This window comes from Streptomyces sp. NPDC012474 (genome assembly GCF_042955185.1).
GTDB classification, from domain to species: Bacteria; Actinomycetota; Actinomycetes; order Streptomycetales; family Streptomycetaceae; genus Streptomyces; species Streptomyces cahuitamycinicus.
Genome location: NZ_JBIBEP010000012.1, coordinates 1 through 18063 on the forward strand (window position 1 = coordinate 1; position 18063 = coordinate 18063).

Annotated in this window: 10 protein-coding genes and 3 pseudogenes; 4 read left to right on the forward strand and 9 right to left on the reverse strand. The window is 68.8% G+C overall.

Translation table 11 applies throughout. The features are described 5' to 3' along the window. The first annotated feature begins 213 nt into the window (after positions 1–213). Both ACFY9S_RS24640 and ACFY9S_RS24645 read left to right on the forward strand, forming a co-directional pair. Positions 214–360 (forward strand): hypothetical protein, encoded by a 147-nt coding sequence (locus ACFY9S_RS24640; protein ID WP_356929320.1) that lies wholly within the window; start codon positions 214–216, stop codon positions 358–360. A 2448-nt stretch (positions 361–2808) separates the two neighbouring features. Next, positions 2809–3012, forward strand: coding sequence for a hypothetical protein (locus tag ACFY9S_RS24645; protein WP_391132424.1), 204 nt, complete (start codon positions 2809–2811; stop codon positions 3010–3012). A 107-nt stretch (positions 3013–3119) separates the two neighbouring features. On the opposite strand, the pseudogene ACFY9S_RS24650 reads toward ACFY9S_RS24645, so the two are convergent. Both ACFY9S_RS24650 and ACFY9S_RS24655 read right to left on the reverse strand, forming a co-directional pair. Beyond that, a pseudogene (locus ACFY9S_RS24650) lies at positions 3120–3593 on the reverse strand (transposase); the annotation flags it as partial. Positions 3594–3913: 320 nt separating this feature from the next. Continuing rightward, entirely contained in the window at positions 3914–4840 is a 927-nt protein-coding gene (locus ACFY9S_RS24655; RefSeq protein ID WP_391131995.1) for a DUF1295 domain-containing protein, read from the reverse strand. A gap of 70 nt (positions 4841–4910) precedes the next feature. On the opposite strand from ACFY9S_RS24655, the gene ACFY9S_RS24660 reads away from it, so the two are divergent. Continuing rightward, on the forward strand, positions 4911–5477 hold the full coding sequence (locus ACFY9S_RS24660; RefSeq protein ID WP_391131997.1) for a QsdR family transcriptional regulator: 567 nt from the start codon (positions 4911–4913) through the stop codon (positions 5475–5477). A 182-nt stretch (positions 5478–5659) separates the two neighbouring features. On the opposite strand, the gene ACFY9S_RS24665 is transcribed toward ACFY9S_RS24660, so the two are convergent. The 6 genes and pseudogenes from ACFY9S_RS24665 to ACFY9S_RS24690 form a co-directional block, all read right to left on the reverse strand. Continuing rightward, complete coding sequence (locus tag ACFY9S_RS24665; RefSeq protein ID WP_391131999.1) at positions 5660–6790, reverse strand: ATP-binding cassette domain-containing protein; 1131 nt, start codon at positions 6788–6790, stop codon at positions 5660–5662. Then, positions 6787–8535, reverse strand: a complete 1749-nt coding sequence (locus ACFY9S_RS24670) for an ABC transporter permease subunit (protein WP_391132001.1) — start codon at positions 8533–8535, stop codon at positions 6787–6789. The genes ACFY9S_RS24665 and ACFY9S_RS24670 overlap by 4 nt, the downstream gene beginning before the upstream one ends. Next, entirely contained in the window at positions 8532–9602 is a 1071-nt protein-coding gene (locus ACFY9S_RS24675) for an extracellular solute-binding protein (RefSeq protein ID WP_391132002.1), read from the reverse strand. Before ACFY9S_RS24675 ends, ACFY9S_RS24670 begins: the two co-directional genes overlap by 4 nt. 118 nt (positions 9603–9720) lie before the next feature. Then, positions 9721–10482 (reverse strand): response regulator, encoded by a 762-nt coding sequence (locus ACFY9S_RS24680; RefSeq protein ID WP_391132004.1) that lies wholly within the window; start codon positions 10480–10482, stop codon positions 9721–9723. Further along, a complete protein-coding gene (locus ACFY9S_RS24685) occupies positions 10479–11285 on the reverse strand; it encodes an ATP-binding protein (RefSeq protein WP_391132006.1) in 807 nt (268 codons plus the stop codon). The genes ACFY9S_RS24680 and ACFY9S_RS24685 overlap by 4 nt, the downstream gene beginning before the upstream one ends. A gap of 174 nt (positions 11286–11459) precedes the next feature. Then, positions 11460–11669: pseudogene (locus ACFY9S_RS24690) on the reverse strand (transketolase); the annotation flags it as partial. Between ACFY9S_RS24690 and ACFY9S_RS24695 the strand changes: the two are divergent. Beyond that, positions 11667–12413, forward strand: a pseudogene (locus tag ACFY9S_RS24695) (family 43 glycosylhydrolase); the annotation flags it as partial. The pseudogenes ACFY9S_RS24690 and ACFY9S_RS24695 sit on opposite strands and share 3 nt — an antisense overlap. A gap of 76 nt (positions 12414–12489) precedes the next feature. Here ACFY9S_RS24695 and ACFY9S_RS24700 read toward each other — a convergent pair. After that, positions 12490–17709 carry a family 43 glycosylhydrolase gene (locus ACFY9S_RS24700; RefSeq protein WP_391132008.1) on the reverse strand — a complete coding sequence of 1740 codons (5220 nt, stop codon included), beginning with the start codon at positions 17707–17709 and terminating at the stop codon, positions 12490–12492. Positions 17710–18063 lie beyond the last annotated feature (354 nt).

Genomic DNA, 18063 nt, shown 5'->3' on the forward strand with positions numbered 1-18063 from the left:
CTACGAACGAAAAGCCGAGCACTTCCTGGCCTTCACCAGCATCGCCTGCACCCTCATCTGCTACCGCCGACTCGCCAAATGAGACGATCTCTTAGGAGAGTCCCGCAGTCGCCCCAGGGCGACGAGGATCGCAACGCCCCCTAACCCAAAACACCGCGAAACACTGCTCAGGTGGCGGTCGCCCTTCGGGGCGACCGAGAATCTAACGGGCCGGTGTACACAGTGCTGAACCACCACACTGCCGTGGCGGGCCCCTCCGGGGCAGCCGACGATCGCAACCACGCCGTCTCCGTCGCGACGGACCTGCACAAGTCGGTGGCGGTCACCATCCGGGAGCGGCCGAGGATCTCAATGATCTAGACCTCGGGCAGACGGCAAACGCGGTCGGCGTGGCGGGCACCCTTCAGGGCGGCCGAGGGTCGCAATATCTCCAAATCCCACGCCCATGCCTGCATCTTGGACGTGGCCGTCGCCTTGCGGGACGGACTAGGATCGCAACTCCGCGCCGGGCTGACGGCCGAAGTCGTCCAACCGTTGGCCGTCGCACTTCGGGGCGGTCGAGCATCGCAACGTGGTGGTGTCGATCATCGGGAACGGCATCCGCGCCGGTGGCGGTCGCCCTCAAGAGGCGGCCAAGGATCGCAACGTCAACAAGTACGGCGCGCGGTTCCCATTCTGCTGAGAGTTGCGGTCCTCGGTCCGCCCTTCGAGGCGACCGAGGACCGCCATGGCTGGTCGTCGCTGAACGTTACGGCGGGCTCCTACAGTGCGGTCGTCCTGCGGGATGACCCAGGGCCGCAACGAGAATTGGCAATCCGAGGGGCTGCACGTCGCGTTCTGGCTGGCAGTCGCTTCGGAACCACCAAGGGTCGCAGCCTGCTGTACGGGCTTGAGGAGGAGCTCGAGGACCACTGACGGTAGCCCTACGAAGTGAGCGAGAATCGCAACAGTAGCCGGTCCTGACGACGGGTGCGCACGCCGATCTGGCGGTCGCCCTTCGAGGCGACCGTGAATCGCAACGTCACCTGGTTCTACGCCATCAATCCTGACGACACCTGGCGGTCGCTCTCCAGGGCGCCCGAGGATCGCGACGACGGCCTGTCAAGAACCTTGACCGGCCGTCCACATGGCGGTCGCCCCTCGGGATGACCGGGGATCGCAACAGGAGCCGGACCTGACGACGGGTGCTTACACCGATCTGACGGTCGCCGCTCAGGGCGGTCGGCCGAGAATCGCAACGCGGTTGCGGTGAATGTTCCGAGGCAGAACAGCAAGCTTGCGGTCGCCCTTCGAGCTGACCGAGGATCGCAACACACCGTGGGGCTCCACAGCTCCAATCCGCACTACCTAGCGGTCGCTCTCCAGGGCGATCGAAGATCGCAATGGGTTGAGCGGCGATGACAAGGCGCAACGCCGGCGGTCGCCCTCAGTGCGGCCGAGAATCGCAACGGCACACAATCGGAAGACCTGGGCAATGCCCTCTTTGCCCTGGCGGTTGCCCTCCGGGGCGACCGAGAATCGCAACGTGACGCTAATCAGGTCTGGGCCCCCAGCGGGGCTTGCTGGCCGCCGCCCTCCGGGGTGGCCGTGGATCGCAACGTACCGGAAGTAATCGGTGATGAGTTCCTCAACGGGTCCCTGGCGGTCACCCTCGGGCACGGCCGAGGGTCGCAACCCGACGCGAGGGTTCCGTCATGATCGCTCGGACCTCGCGGTCGCCCTCCTGGAAACAGACCCCTTGCGGTCGTTCTTGGAAGCGACCGAGGATCGCAACGAGCCAACTGACCTGGTAGTGGTGGCATACGTGGCGCCTGACGATCGCTCCCAGGGGTGTCGAAGCGACAAGGCCACGGTCCAACTCGCCCCTCAACCCCCAGTGCGGCAGTCTCTCTTCAAGGTCAACGAGGATCGTAGCGTCGTCAGCTTGCCAGTCCAGTCGGCCAGATCGACGGTGTCGGTCGCTCTCCGGGGCGACGGTAGATCGCATCTGCCGCCGCTGCACTCGCTCACGAACGACAAACTGGCGGTCGCTCTCTGGAGCGGCCGAGGGTCGCAACCTGCTTTACGGGTTGAGGAGGAGCTCGAGCACCATCGGCGGTTCGCTCTCCGGGACGGCCGAGAGTCGCAACGACAGCTCGACAACGTCCTGGCCGCCGAAGCCAGCTTGGCGGCCGTTTCTGGGTGGTCCAGAATCGCAACTACGAGCCCTCCGCCCTCGACGACATCGAGACCAGGCGGTCGTCCTCACGGGACAGCTGAGGATCGCAACGCCGCGGCCACGGCTGCCATGACCCGGCCCATCGCGCTTGCGTTCGCCCTTCGGAGTGACCGAGGATCGCAACGTGCCCAAGGGCGATCGCATAATCATCGCTCGGGTGCAGGCGGTCGGCCCTCGCGGGCGACCGAGAATCGCAACATCGTCCAGACCCTGGGCAACCTGAATGACCAGCTGGAGAGTCGCTCTTCGGGACGGCCCACGATCGCAGCATAGCCAACGTGGCAAAGCAGTCGAAGGCGAAGCCGTGGCGGTCGCCCCCTGAGGGGACCCAGGATCGCAACGAGGCGGCAATCGACGCGGCGTCGAAGGCTGCCAAGGATTTGATGGTCGCTCTCTATGTGTCAGAGGATCGCAACGGCGAGGCGTGCGAACGCGTTTTGCGCTTGGCTTTTCGTGGCGGTGCCCCCCCAAGACGGGCGGTTGGCGCTAACCGTGCTATTGTCGGTCGCCCTCCGGGGCGACCGAGGGTCGCAACCGCATGCTGCAGCCGCACGAAATCGGCCGGGCCATGTTGGCGGTCACCCTTCCGAGTGGCCGAGGATCGCAACCAGAAGGTGGCGGTGAGCATCGCGGTCACGGGCTTGCTGGCGGCCGCCCCTTTGGGCGACCGAGGATCGAAACAACCGCAAGGGCACCACCCGTATCTACTTTCTGCCGCTGCGGTCGCCTTCCAGGGGACCGAGGATCGCAACGTCATCAGCGTGGACGAGCACACACAGACTGCCGACACGTGAATTGGTCTTGTTTGCCGTGTTGCGCCTTGTGAGCGCCGGGCTGGGCCCGACTTCGGCAGAGCGTTGAGCACGTTGGCCGTCTTGTGAACCCAGCACCTTTGATGCCGGGTGGCGGGGAAGACCTCGGCCAGGGCCTTCCCGAAACCAGGAGCCCCGTCACCGAACCAGGACCGGGGTACGCATCCCCGGGCGGGCGCAGTCGCGCAGCAGGTCCAGGACTCGCCCGACTCGCGGTAGCCGTCCTTGAACGCGACCAGTTCCTCACTGCCGTCGGCCCATACGCCGACGAGGACGAGTACGCAGGCTTTGACTTCCTCCAGGCGGACATTGAGGTGGATGCCGTCGGCCCACCCATATACGTAGTCGACCTCTGCGAAGTCGCGGTCCACGACCGCGGCGTGGTCGGCCTGCCACTGCTGGGTCAGCCGCGTGACCGTGGCCGGAGACAGGCTGGCCGAACTGCCCAGGAATTGCTCCAGCACGGGCACGAAAGCAGGGATGGGCCCTCGTGACGACACCGGCGACCAAGATCCGGACCATATGCGGGCCAGCCTCCGTCCGACCTTCTCTGTGGCCGCCATTCGTGCTGGTCAACGGCTTACACCGCCTGTACCACCAGCAGACGAAGAACGTTTTGGTTTCATACAGCCCGAAGAAACTTGGGTTCTTCTAGAGCCTGAAGTCGGGTTGCCCGGAGGCATCGTTGCGCTCCAGGCAACCCGTATGGCGTCCAAGGGAGTTCCCGCCGCTGCTTCCCGGCTCTCCCTCCGTGACCGGGGGTGTCGGGGGCAGGCCGGCCACATGGGGCACGGAGACCTGACGAACGTGGCCCGCGACGACGCCGGCGCGCCCGGCGTACGGCGCCCGGCTCGGCGCTCTGCCGTGGGGGCACTCGAGGGGCTCACTGATGAGTGGTCCGTCGAGGCCCGGGGAAGAACCGGTTGGTGACGCGCTGATAGCGGATGTAGTCGGGGCGTCGCTGCCGGCTGAAATGCTCGGCAGGCACGGCGCCCGTGTAGTGCACGAGCATGTGGTACGTGGTCCAGGAGATCCAGGCCAGGGCAAGGGCGGTGAGCAGGCCGAAGACGATGTGGTGGTGTGGCCGGCGGTCGATCAGCACGGGCAGCGACAACAGGATGAGACTGTTCCACTGCATCCACTGACCGAAGTAGTTGGGATGGCGGCTGTAGCGCCACAGCCCGATGTCGCAGGTGCGGCGCACACCGTCTCGTCGGGTGCGGTCGGTGAATCGGGCCTTCTGCAGGTCCGCCACCGATTCGAAGACCCAGAACACTGCCCACAGCGCGATCGCCGCGACACTCACGGCATCGAGGCCGGCCGGGCGCACGGTGGCGAGCGCGGCCGGGACCGCGAGCACGGCGATGTTGGCGCCGCACTGGACCATGATCTCGACCTGGAGCGACACCTTCTCGTTGCGGAACCCGTCTCGCTCCCAGCGCATCCGCTGGTACTGGTACCGCGGCAACTCGCCGGGCAACCGCTTGAACACCATGAACCGCAGCGCCCAGGCGCCCATACGCACGCCCATCAGCAGGTAGATCGCCGCAGTCACGACAGCCGCAGGCGAATCCAGGCCGCCGAACGCCAGGACCTGCACCCCGATCAGTGCCAGGCCCCACGGCCAGGCCACATCCACATAGGACATGAACCCGGTGCGGTGGGCCGGCAGACACGCACCCACGACGAAGACGGCCAGTTGCACAAGCAGGTTGCAGACCATGAACCCCGTGAGGTCGCTCTGCAGTGCGAGGGCCGCGAACATCACGACGTAGATCGCGAACGGTATGGTCCGCCTCGCTGTGGCCACGGGCAGCCCCCTCCAAGAATGAGACACTGATACGCATGTGTCTCGGCGCATGTAGTGAGACACTAGGACGATGATGTCTCAGATGCAAGAGGCTCCGCCTCCGCTGCCCCCGGACGAGCCGGTGCTGCGCGCTGCGGTCGCGATGTTCCTGCGGGACGGCTGGATCGACGCACGGGCGCTGGCTGCCGAGGCAGGCATCGGACGCGCCACCCTCTACCGGCGCTACGGCGACCGCGACCGCCTGATCGGCGAGGCGATCTGGGCGATCGCCACAACCGAGTTCGCCCAGATCTACCCCCGGAGTCGCGGGCAAGGTGCCGACAAGGTCGCCGACCTCGTTCACGCCATGCTGTCCACCAGCGCACAACTGCCGGCCATGCGTCGGTTCGTCGCCGAGCACCCCGACACCGCGCTACGGGTGATGACCTCGCGCGACGGCGTCATCCAGGACCGCATAGTCGAGACCGTCAGCCGGCTCATCCAGTCCGAGATCGGCGAACCCGACGACATCGACGCCCCGACCCTCGCCTACGCCGTCGTCCGGGTCGCCGAGTCCTTCTACTACCGCGAGCTCCTCACCGGGCAGCCCACCGACATCAGCGCCGCCACCACCATCATCCGCAGACTCCTGCGCTGACCGGCCGACCTGACGACGCTCGACCACGCGTGCGCTGCAGAGGCCAGGCAGGATTCGGACGGACCGGAAGGCCCCGCCGTCTGTGGCTCGGTGGCAGGACCACGAAGCCATGGACCGTCCACTCCTCCCGTTGTCCGTGAACAGGGGCTGTTCTGGACACCGCTGCGAGCGCAACACGGAGGCTAGTCCTGGGTGAGCAGGTAGGCCCGGTCCGGGTCGAAGGAGACCTCGACGTTGGTGCCCTCGGCCAGCGCTCCCCGTGGATCGACGCCCGGCTCGGTGACCGTGATGGTGCCGACGGTCGTCTCCACCTCGTAGTCGATCGTAGGACCGTGGAACGTGGAGCGCAGCACCACTCCGACGCCGGTGCCGGCGTCGGTGATCGCGGAGAGCCGGGCCGTTTCCGGGCGCACCATCAGGTACGCGCCGGTGCCGCCGGCGGTGACCTTGGGGTGCGCGGCGACGGTGAACTGTCGGCCGAGCGCGGTCACGGTGGCCCTGCCGTCCCCGGCATGCTCGGGTACCACCTCCAGGAAGTTCGCCCGGCCGATGAAGTCGGCCACGAACACGCTGGCCGGCCGGGCGTAGATCTCGCCCGGTGCCGCGGCCTGCTCCACCTTGCCCTTGTTCATGACCACGATCCGGTCGGACATGCTCATCGCCTCGTCCTGGTCGTGGGTGACATAGATGCTGGTGATGCCGAACATCTTCTGGATGCGCCGGATCTCCGCCCGCATCGCGTCCCGCAGCTTGGCGTCCAGGTTGGACAGCGGCTCATCGAAGAGCAGTACCTTCGGCTGCACCACCAGGGCGCGGGCGAGCGCGACCCGCTGCTGCTGGCCGCCGGACAGCTCGTGCGGGCTGCGGTCCTCCAAGCCGACCAGATTCATGCTGGTGACGGCCATCCTCATGCTGGTTGCGATGTCGTCGCGGGTACGCCGCTGCAGCCGCATCCCGTAGGCGATGTTCTCGGCCACGGTCATGTGCGGGAACAGCGCGTAGCTCTGGAACACCATCGCCATGGGCCTGCGCTGCGCCGGCATGTCGTCGATGGCCTTGCCGTCGAGGAGGATGCTGCCGCTGGAGGACTCCTCGAAGCCGGCCACCATGCGCAGGGTGGTGGTCTTGCCGCAACCGGACGGGCCGAGCAGGGTGATGAACTCCCCCGGCTCGACGTCGAGCGAGACACTGTCCACGGCGGTCACGATGCCGGAGCGGCCGGTGAACCGCTTGGTCAGAGCGTCGAGCCGCAGGTGTCCGCTGTCGGCCTCGCGCGGTGGCGCGGTGGTGAGTTCGGGCGCGGCGGCGGTCATGACTTCTGCCTTTCGGAGGTGGCGGTGCGCTGCAGAGCGGCCCCGGTGCCGACGAGGACGCGAATGAGTCCGAAGCCTGTCAGTACCAGTGCGGTCAGTACGGTGCAGTAGGCGAAGGCGACGCCGTACCGGCCCGTGCCGGCGGCGCTGAGGACCTGGGACGTAATGATCTTCGTCTCGGGCGTGACCAGCAGGACGATCGTTGAGACGGAGGTCATGCTGCGGGCGAAGCTGTAGCTCAGCCCGGTGAGCAGCGCGGGCCGGATCAGTGGAAGGGTCACCCGGCGGAAGGTCTGCAGCGGACTCGCCCCGAGGTCCGTCGACGCCTGCTCGATGTATGGGTGCAGTTGCGTGAGCGAGCCCACCGCGGTGCGCTGGCCCGCCGGGACGCTGCGCACGATGTAGGCCAGGACGATGGCGACCGCACCACCGGCGACGGCGCTGCCTCCCACCAGGCTGGGGAACGCGTGCACCGGGCCGATCCACCGGTCCGGGCGGTAGGCCAGCACGAAGCCGATGCCCAGGACGGTGCCGGGCACGGCGACGCCCAGCGTGCCGCCGAGGTCGAGCAGCCAGGCCGTGCGGTCCAGGTGCCGCACGACCAGCCAGGCGACGGCCAGACCCACGAGACCGGCGACGGGCGTGGCGATGGCGGCGAACCTGAGCGTGTCCAGCACCGCATCGACCCCGACCCCGGCAACGACCTCCTTGAGGTAGTCGAGCGTGAAGGTGTTGTCGACCCCGAACACCCGGGTCATGGAGCCGACGATCACCGTGCCGTAGAGGCTCAGAATCACCGCGGCGGCCAGCAGCGCCAGCGCGTAGACCGGCCACCGTGCCCAGCCGGTGATCAGGTGGACGCTGCCGGACGGGCGGCCGGTGATGGTAGTGCGCACCTTGCGGTTCATCCAGCGCCGCTGCCCGAAGTAGATCGCCAGCGACGGCACCAGCAGGATCACGCAGTAGACCGCGGCGCCGGTGATGTCGTACTCGCCGGTGACCGCCAGATAGGCGCGGCCGGCGAGGACGGTGTAGTCACCGCCGAGCACCAGGGGGTTGGCCAGGTCGGCGATCGCCTCCACGAACAGGAGCAGGAAAGGCGCGACCAGACCGGGCGCCACCAACGGCAGGATCACCGTGCGCAGGATCCGCCACCGGGAGGCGCCCATGTTCATGGCCGCCTCCTCCAGCGCCGGGTCCAGCCCCCGCAGCATGCCGAGCAGCCCCAGGTACGCCACGGGGAACAGCGACAGGGACAGGACGAACACCAGCCCGTCCAGGCCGTAGATGTCGTATTCCACACCGAACACGCCGTTGCTGATGACGCCGCGCCGGCCGTACAGCACGACCGTGGCCGTGGCGATCGCGAAGGGCGGGCTCACGATCGGGATCAGGGCGATGACGTGCAGGACCTTCTTCCCCGGCACGTCGAGCCTGGCCTGGACGAACGCGAACAGGAAGCCGAGCGCCGTACCGCAGAAGCCGACGAGCGCGCCGAGCACCAGGGTGTTGCGCAGGACGGCGAGGTCGACCCATGACGTGAAGAACTCCGCGTAGCGGGGCAGCGCGTCGGGGGCGAAGGCGGTGGCGAGCACCGCGACCAGCGGCACGACCGCGCCGATCACCACCAGCAGCGTGACGACGGCGATCAGGACTCGGACGCCCAGGTCGGCCCGGCGGCGCCGCCGCGGAGCCGCCACCTCGGGCAAGGTGGCCGGCTCGCGGCCGGAGAGCATCGTGGTCATGACTTCGGCGCCTGCGCGACTTCTTCGTCGAACCGCTTGGTCAGCGCCGCCTTGGCCGCTCCGGCCTCCTCCGCGTCGTAGTTCACCAGCTTGATGGTGTCCAGGTCGACGACCTTGTCCGACACCTCGGTGGCCGGGTTGGTCGGGAACTGGTACGCCTTCACGCGGGGGCCGATCTCCTGCGCCTCGGGGGTCAGCGCCCAGTCGACGAACTTCTTGGCGCTGGTGGGGTTCTTCGCGCCCTTGATCAGTGCGACGCCGCCGGTCTCGTAGCCCGTGCCCTCGGACGGGAAGGTCACCTGGAGGTCGGGGAAGCCGGCCTCCTGGGTGGCTATGCAGTCGTGGGAGAAGATGACGCCGACGGCGACCTCGCCACGCGCCGTCATCTGCGACGGCGCCGAGCCGGACTTGGTGTACTGCAACACGTTCGGGTGGAGCCCCCGCATGTACTTCAGCGCCTTGTCCTCGTCCCCGCCGGCCAACTGCACCTGCGTCCACAAGGCCGTGTACGCGGTGCCCGACGTGGACGGGTGCGCGATGCCGATGTCCTTCTTCAGCTCCGGATCCAGCAGGTCGGCCCAGGATTCCGGGGCGGCGAGGCCCTTCTCCTTCAGCAGCTTGCCGTTGCTGCAGAAGCCCAGCGCGCCGACGTAGACGCCGGTCCACAGCCCTGAGGCGTCCTTGTACTGGGCGGGGATGGCGCTCGCGTTCTTCGACACATAGCGCTCCAGCAGGTCCTGCTCGCCCGCGGCGGCGTACCCGTCGGCGGGCCCGCCGTACCAGACGTCGAACTCGGCGTTGCCCTTGCCGGCCTGGATCCTGGCCAGCGCCTCGCCGCTGGAGAGGCGGACGAAGTCCGCCTTCACTCCGGTGGTCTTGGTGAACTGCTCCGCGGTGGCGGCGCACCACTCCTCGGTCGCACCACAGGCGACGTGCACCACGCCGCCGTCCTGGTCGGCGCTGACCTCACCGGCCTCGCGCGCGCATCCGCTTGCGGCCGCGACGACCACAGCCGCCAGCGCCATCGTCAGTGTCGCGCCGTGGCGCGACCGTCTTCCCTTTGTCACGACGTTGACCTCCGCGTATGCGAGCCGGAACCGGCTCGGCCGAGCGATGTTTCGGCCAGATTAGGAGCACGTGAACGGGGCGCCGGTGACGGCGGAGTGATCCCCGGTGACAGCGCCGTCACCCGACGGGCGGCCCGCCCGGCTCCTCGGCCGGACCGCTCTCCTCGGCGTCCACCGGGAGGTCCGGCACCAGGTAGCCGACCCCGCGCAACGTGCGGATGTACGCCGCGCCGCCCGGAACCCCCGCCAGCCGCGACCGCAGCCGGTACACCGTGGACTTGACCACGTCCCGTCCACCCAGCAGGTCGGCGGTGCCCCACACCTCCCGCAGGAGGTCCTGCCAGGACTGCGGCACACCTCGCCGGGAGGCCAGGTGACTCAGCAGCTTGAATTCCGTGAACGGCAGGTCCAACCGGCGCCCGCCCAGCGTCGCCGACTGCGCCACCGGGTCGATCACCAGCCCGCCGACGCGGACCGCGGCGCCGCTGCCCCGGCGGTGACGGCGCACCAGAGCCTGGGCACGCAGCGCCACCTCACGCGGGTGGAACGGCTTGGTCACGTAGTCGTCGGCGCCGTGTTCCAGACCGGCGATGACGTCGTCGTGCTGGGACAGCGCGGTGAGCAGCATGACCGGCACGTCCGACCGGGCCCTGATCCGCTCGCACAGGGTCAGCCCGTCCATCGCCGGCATCATCACGTCCAGCACGACCAGGTCGACGGTGCGGGTCCTCAGCAGATTCAGCGCGGTCGCGCCGTCATGTGCGGTGAGCACCGTGAACCCCTGCGTCTGCAGGGCGAACTCGATGATGATCGTCATCTGTGGCTCGTCGTCGACCACCAACGCGGTCGGCCCCGCCGCAGTCGGTGCCTCCGCCGTCATGACGCGTCGGGCAGGGTCAGCAGGAACGTCGTCCCGCGGGTCGACTCGGTGTGCACCATGATCTCGCCCCCGTGCAGCTCCACCACCGTCTTCGTGATCACGAGACCGAGACCGGTCCCGTCTGCCAGGGGCCGCCCGGTGGCGAAGCGGTGGAACAGGCGACGGCGCTCGGCGCGCGTCATGCCTGCGCCGTCATCGGTGACGTACACCGCGACGCCGGTGTCGATGAGCGCGACCCGGACATCGATGCTGCCGCCTTTGGTGGTGAACCGGCTCGCGTTCGACAGCAGGTTCGTCAGCGCCTGGGTCAGCAGCATCGGGTCCGCGGGGATCCGCGGCATCACCTGCGGCACGTCCAGGCTGATCCGCTGCTCGCGCTGAGCGCACAGCGGCCGCATCGCGGTGACGACGTCCCGTGCCACGACCGACACGTCCACCTTCTCCATTCGCGGTGTGAACAGGCCCGCCTCGATCTTCGCCTGAATCAGCAGGCTCTCGCACAGCGAGGTGACCTGCGTCGACTGATGGGCAGCGACCTGCAGCAGGCGCTCCTGCGCCGACGTCAGCGGGCCCGGAGCCCCTTCCCGCAGCAGATCCACCGCGCCCTTGATCATGCTGAGCGGCGTACGCAACTCATGGCTGAGCGCGGCCACCTGCTCCGCCCGGCGTTCCACCACGTGCTCCAGCTGAGCCAGCTCCACCACCCGGGCCGCGGCGGTCCGGCGCATCCGTATGTACGTCAGCAGGACACCGGCACACGCACCACCGAGCGCTGCCATGGGCAACCACCAGACGGTCACCACGGCATGTCCTCCTCAGGTCCGCCCTCGCGCACGCCGCTGGGCGGTCCCGTGCATTGTGCATGGCATCAACCGTCACGACAATCGCCCCGCTGCCCGACATATCGGGGGCACGATCAGGTCAGGCCCGGCTTCGAGAGCGGTCCCATCAGCGTCTGCCCCGGCAACGGCATGGACGACGATCCACACGGCCTCACCCAGGTCCGGCACCATCGGGTCCTGGATCGCCTCCCAGATGGCCCCCTCGTCCAGCTCCGCGTCGCCGAGCAGGGAGTACCGCCGCCCGGTGCCGGCGCCGCCGAAGCGGCCCTCCACGCAGCGCCGGGCGAGAGTGCCCCACAGGGGCGCGGTGGCGCCGATGCCGACCGAGCCGGTGGAGTACTCCACCATCTGCTCGACGGGCCCGACGGCAAGCGCTGGTACTTCTACCACACGGCCGGACGGGAGCCCTTCGACCTGGGCACCCAGCGCATCCATGTGCTCGAGAGCGCCGGTACGGACCCGATGGGGCCCTACACCTTCAAGGCCGACCTGCTCGACCCGGCCCAGGACAACACCTGGGAGCTGGACCCGGGCATCCTGCGGCTCAACGGCAAGCTCTACCTGCTGGGCACCTTCTACAACGGCTCGCAGCCGATGTTCATCCGGCCGCTGTCGAACCCGTGGACCGCGAGTGGCACCCGGCGTGTGCTGTCCACACCGACCTACAGCTGGGAGACGGTGGGCGGCGCGGTCAACGAGGGCGCCGAGGTGCTCCAGCGGGGCGGCAAGACCTTCATCGTCTACTCGGCGAGCCACTGCTCCACGCCCGACTACAAGCTGGGCATGCTCACCTACAACGGCGGTGACCCGCTGAGCTCCTCCTCCTGGGTCGAGTCACCGAACCCGGTCTTCCAGAGGTCCGACGCCAACGGCGTGTACGGCCCCGGCCACAACGGCTTCTTCAAGTCGTGCGACGGCACCGAGGACTGGATGGTCTACCACGCCAACGACTCGGCGGGCGGCGGCTGCGACATGAACCGCTCCGCTCGGGCACAGAAGATCACCTGGAACGCCGACGGCACACCGGACTTCGGCACACCGGTCGCCCTCGGCGTCCCCCTGCCCGCGCCCTCAGGGGAGTCGCCGTGACGCCGGAAGACAGGAGGGCGCCTGACCAGGACACACACGTCCTGGTCAGGCGCCCCTGCCGGTAGGGAGGACCGGCCTAGCTGCGGTGCTTTCCTATGGTGATGACGCCCTTCGTGCCGGCGCCGGTCCTGTTGTCGTAGAGGACGTCGCCGGTGGACTTCTTCCAGATCCTGATGCGGAAGGTGTCCGGGCCGTCGGTGGCGGTGACCCTGAAGGCGTAGCCGCCCTTGCCGCCCACCGTGCCCGTGCCCTGGTAGACGGCCCGGGAGCCGTCCACCACGAGCCAGTCGGAACCGGTCGAGCGGAAGGCCAGCCGGGCGGAGCCGAAGACGAACGTGGCCTTGCCGGTGGGGACGGCGACGCCCTTGCGGTACTGGGCGCCCAGGGTGAACGCCGCCTTTCCGGTCAGCCCCGGCCCGGCCGGGTAGGCACCGGCCGGCGAGGTGATCGTGCCGGCGCCGACGGCGGGCCCAGCCGCACCGTCGTAGACGATCAGCTCGGCGAGCGTCGTGCTGTCCGTGCCCTTGTCGTCGTCGGTGACCGTGACGACCGGGCGGTGGATGCCCGCGTCGTCGTAGACGTGTGCGGCGCGGCAGCCGGAGTCGGTGACCGTGCCGGTCGTCGGCCGGCTGCCGTCCTTCCAGTCGACCGTGCAGGTGTGGCGGTCGCTCGTGCCCGGGTCGTCGAAGGACGCGGTGACGACGGCGGCCCTGCCCACCGCGAGGGGCGAACCGGGGCCCTTGGCGGAGGTGATCGACGGGGCGGCGTTGGAGACCTTGACGGTCGCGGTGTCGCTGCCGCGCCCGCCGGTGAGGGTGGCCTGGAAGGTGCCGTCGTCGGTGCAGGTGAGGGTGGTGCGGGCCGCCGCGGGGTCCTTGACGGTGCACGGGGCGCCGTCCTGGACGGTCCAGTTGGGGGTGCCGGCGCCGGAGACCGTGCCAGCGAGCGTGATCGCCTCGCCCTCGGCACCGGCGGCGTCCGGCCCGGCGTGGACGACGGTGACCGGGTCGATGCCACCGAGAGTCGGAACGACCTTCCGGATCAGGCCGTCGGAACCGAACTCCAGCTTGTCGATGGTGGTTTCGCGGTGGGTTCCGTCTCCGCCGGGGATGGCGAAGCGGTGGTAGGCGATGTACCAGTCGTCGGTGTTCGGGACCTGGACGACGGAGTGGTGGCCCGGGCCCTTGATGCCCAGGGACAGGTCCTTCTCCAGGATGACGCCCTGCTTGGTCCACGGGCCGGTGGGCGAGGGGCCGGTCGCGTAGGCGACGCGGTAGTTCTCGTCCCGGGTGTCGTTCTCCGACCACGTGAAGTAGTAGGTGCCCTTGCGCTTGATGACGAAGGTGCCCTCGTTGTAGCCGCTCGGGGTGATGTCCTTGACCTGCGAGGTGTCGATGGAGGTCATGTCGTCGCCCAGTGGGACGACGTAGGCACGGCCGTTGCCCCAGTAGAGGTACTGCTGTCCGTCGTCGTCGGTGAAGACCGCCGGGTCGATCATCTGGCCGCGGAAGTCACCGGCCTTCAGCAGTGGTTTGCCCAGGGCGTCCTTGAACGGCCCGGTGGGCGAGTCGGACACCGCGACGCCGATGTTCGCGTCGGCGCAGAAGTAGAAGTAGTACTTCCCGTCCTTCTCCGTCATCGCGGGCGCCCAGGCCCTGCTGTCCGCCCAGGCGACGTCCGGCCCCAGGTCGAGGATGACGCCGTGGTCCTTCCAGTGGACCAGGTCGGTGGAGGACCAGGCCTTGAACTGTGTGCCGCTCCAGCCCTCGAAGCCGTCGGTCGTCGGGTAGATGTAGAAGGTGTCGCCGAAGCGCACGATGTTCGGGTCGGCGTTCAGGCCCGGCAGGACCGGGGTCTTCATGATCAGTGCCGAGACCTTCCAGGTGCGCTTCTTGCCGTCCGACCCGGTGACCTCGTACGTCACCGGCCGGGTGAAGTCGCGCACGCTGCCGGAGGCGGGAGTGATCGTCGCTCCCTCGGCGAGCGTGAACCGCGGTGCCAGCGCGGTGAGGTCCGTGCCCGCCTTCATCGGCAGGGTGACCGTGCCGCCCGCGTTGTCGACGAGCGCGTCCACCTTGAGCGCCGGGTGCGTCGCCTTGGCGATGCCCGCGGTGTTGCCGCTGAGCCGCATGACCTCGGTGCCCGTGAGGGCCCGGTCGTAGACGCGGAAGTCGTCGACCTCGCCGCCGAAGTACGGGTCGGCCGCGTACAGGGACCGGCCGATGTAGCCGCTGTGGTCCTTGGCCGCGTCGTACAGCTCGGACGGTTTGACGGTGGTCGTCGTGCGGGCGGCCTCGACGCCGTCGGCGTACAGGACCATCGTGCCGGTGGCGCCGTCCAGCGTCACCGTGACGTGCCGCCACTGGCCGGGCGTGAGCTGCGAACCGGCCGTCAGCTTCGACTCCGCCGACCAACTGGCCTTCGTGATGGCCGAGTAGAGGCTGGAGCCGCCGTTGGAGGGGGTGGCGAACAGGTACTTGTCACTGTCGGGCCCGAGCCCGAACAGCCACTGGAAGCTGCTGCCGCCCTTCCACTTGGCGTACGTCGACACCGTCACGCTGCCGGCGTTCTTCAGCACACCGTTCGGGATCTTCACGTACGGCGAGCTGGACGGGTCGCCGGACATCTTGAACGAGCCGCCCTCGACCCCGGTGCCGAACTCGGGGGTCCGCACATAGGTGCCGTGGTGGCCGTGCCCGCTGGAGTCACGGGCGATGCCGCCGCCGGTCTCGTCGAAGTCGTAGTGCAGCAGCAGGTCCGCCGGGACGTCCGGCGTCTCGTTCGACACGGTGACCTCGGCCCGGACCGGGATCGCGGCGCCGCCGGGCAGGCTGCCGGTGACGGTGAAGGTGCCGGCCTGGGCGTACTTCGACGCCGGGACGTCCTCCCAGTCGACGGAGACGGGCCGCTTGACGCCGTCGGCGTATTCGGCGATCACCGTGGCCGGCAGCACCGGTGCCTGGCCGATGCCGGTCTTCACGGAGACGTCCTCGACGCTCTTCACGATCTGGTCGGGCTGGTAGGCGCGCAGCAGCCGGTCGTACTCGGCCTGGGTGACCGGCAGGACGGTACCGTGGCGGGGCTTGGACGGCAGGTCGTAACCGGTGGAGGGGGTCCAGGTCCCGGAGTCGAGGTCCGTCGTCTCGAAGGGGATGTAGCCGCGGCCGCCGAACTCGTCGAGGAACGCGTACCACTTCTCCTCGGTGTTGGACTTGAACACCAGCGGGCCCTCGGCGGCGTTCATCGCGCCCTTGCCGATGCCCTCGGCGACGGGGGTCCAGGACGGGTCGAGGATCGAGTCGCTCTTCTCCTGGAAGATGAACTTGCTGTTGGGGGTGGAGGAGCTGTTGTTCCGCTCGTCCTTGGACAGCCGGTGGTAGGTGCCGTCGTGCCGGATCATCGTGGAGTCGATGACCGAGTAGCCGCGGTCGATCCAGACCTTGGGCTCGCTGAAGGTGTGGAAGTCGCGGGTGGTGGCGTACATCATGCGGTTGTACGTGTCGCCGGAGTGGTCGGCGTTGTCGTACAGCTTCGACGCCCAGAAGACGACGTACTCGCCGCGCTCGGCGTCGTAGAAGGCCTCCGGCGCCCAGGTGTTGCCGGCGCTGTCGGGTGAGACCCTGACCAGGCGCTGGTTCGTCCAGTGGACCAGGTCGGTGGACTCCCAGACCATGATGGATTTGCTGCCGGTGCGCTGGGAGGCGTCCCAGTCGCCGTTGCCGTAGATCCTGAGGTCGGTGGCGATCTGGTAGAACTTGTCGCCCTCCGGGGAGCGGATGATGAACGGGTCGCGCAGGCCCTTCTCGCCGAGCGTGGAGGTGAGGACCGGCTTGCCGTCGTTCAGCTCGCGCCAGTGCAGCGGGTCGTTGCCCTTGCTGAGGGCGGCGTAGAGCTGTTCGCCGTCGGAGGTGCCCTCGCCGGTGAAGTAGCTGAACATGTAGCCCTTGAGGGCGGCGTCGGCGGGCAGTTCGGGCACCTTGGCCGTCATGACGCGGGTCGCCCGGGCCTCGCCCTTGGTGACGGTGGCGGTCAGCTCGACGGTGGTGGCGCCGTCGCCGTGCGCGGGGCGGTGGACCTCGCCGCCGGCGGAGACGACGTCCGGCTTCGCGGAGGACCAGGTGACGGCCGTGCCGAGGGCACCGTTCCTGGGCAGGGTGAGGTTGCCGCGGGCGTCGTCGAGGTTGTGGACCGTGAGCGCTTCGGCTGCCTGCCGGACGGCGGCCGCGTCGTCGAGTGCGGGCCGGACCGTGACGTCGAAGGTCTTGGTGCCGGTCACGGTGCCCTTCTTGAGGGTCGCCGTGAGGGTGGCGCGGCCGTCCGGTGAGCCGGCCTCGGGGCGGGTCACCTTGCCGGTGTCCGAGACGACGGACGGGTTGTCGCTGTCCCAGCTGATGGCGGAACCGCCGGCCGGGCCGGTCTTCGGCAGGTCCAGGTCGGCGGTGACGCCACTGGTGTCACCGAGGCTGAGGGCGTCCTTGTCGTCGGCGACGCCCTGCGTGGCGACGGGGAGGGAGAGCTGCTCGGCCTCGGAGCCGTCCAGTGCCCGGTCGTACACCCGGAAGTCGCGTACCCGGCCCTTGAAGAGCTTGTCGCCGTCGTAGACGGACTTGCCGATGTAGTTGGCCTTGGTGGTGCCGGAGCCGATGGCGCCGGGCGTGGTGGTGACGGAGGTGTTGCGGGCGACCTCGACACCGTCCTCGTAGAGCACGCCCGTGGAGCCGGTCTGGGCGTAGGTGATGTGTTTCCACACGCCGCGGGTCAGGTTGTGGGAGTCGGAGGGCTTGGTGGTCTGCTCGGTCGACCAGTTGCCCGTCGCGACGGAGGTGCGGAAGGAGTTGCCGGTGGTGAACAGGTAACCGTTGCCGCTGCCCGCGCTGGTGTTGCCGAAGCCGTAGAGGAAGTAGGGCGTGCTCTGGGCGGGGTCGATCAGTACGTCCATGGAGACGGTGATCGCGTCCATGCCCTTCATGACGTCGTCCGGCACCTTGATGTAGGTGTCCGACCCGTTGAAGGCGAGCCCCTGCCCGGAGGCCGACCAGTCGGCGGCGCCGCTGACCGTGCCGTTGCGGCCGTTGCCGGAGGCGTCGGTCACGGTACCGCCGGAGCCGGCGTCGAGCTTGTACCACAGGGCCAGGCCGTCGGTGATGTCCGCGGCTTCGGCCGCGGGGGCCGCCGGGGCGGCCTGTGCGGAGACGGCGGGTCCGGCGAGAGTGAGCAGCATCGACGCGGCGGTCAGTCCGGCGAGATGGCCCGCCCGGCGTCTCGCGCGGCTGCGAAGTCGTGCGACGTGCGTCATGTCAAGGTTCCCTGCTGAGGCATGGCTGATGACGGACAAGGCAGCGGTACGAAAAGGAGGAGCCGACGAGGCGACGGCATGTGCTTGCCGTGGGCCTGCCGTTACACGCAGGTGAAGTGTGTTGCGAGAGTTTCAGTCGGCACCCGGGCCAGCGTCAAGAGGTTTCGAACAATGTCCGACTGGCCGAACGGCATCGTCCGACTCGTGGTGGTTCACCGGGCCGGGCGGGCGGGTCGGCCGTCGCCTGCCTGCGCGAACCACCGGGTCGCCCAGGCCGCAGGGATACCACCGAGCAGCGGGATTGTCCGTGATCGGTAACAGACGGATCCGCCGGCCGCCGTCCGCCCTCTTGCC

Bases quoted from the DNA above. Each gene is read 5' to 3' on its own strand.
- ACFY9S_RS24680 (WP_391132004.1), bottom strand. From the start codon at position 10,482: ATGACGGCGGAGGCACCGACTGCGGCGGGGCCGACCGCGTTGGTGGTC.
- ACFY9S_RS24665 (WP_391131999.1), bottom strand. From the start codon at position 6,790: ATGACCGCCGCCGCGCCCGAACTCACCACCGCGCCACCGCGCGAGGCC.
- ACFY9S_RS24660 (WP_391131997.1), top strand. From the start codon at position 4,911: ATGATGTCTCAGATGCAAGAGGCTCCGCCTCCGCTGCCCCCGGACGAG.
- ACFY9S_RS24670 (WP_391132001.1), bottom strand. From the start codon at position 8,535: ATGACCACGATGCTCTCCGGCCGCGAGCCGGCCACCTTGCCCGAGGTG.
- ACFY9S_RS24700 (WP_391132008.1), bottom strand. From the start codon at position 17,709: ATGACGCACGTCGCACGACTTCGCAGCCGCGCGAGACGCCGGGCGGGC.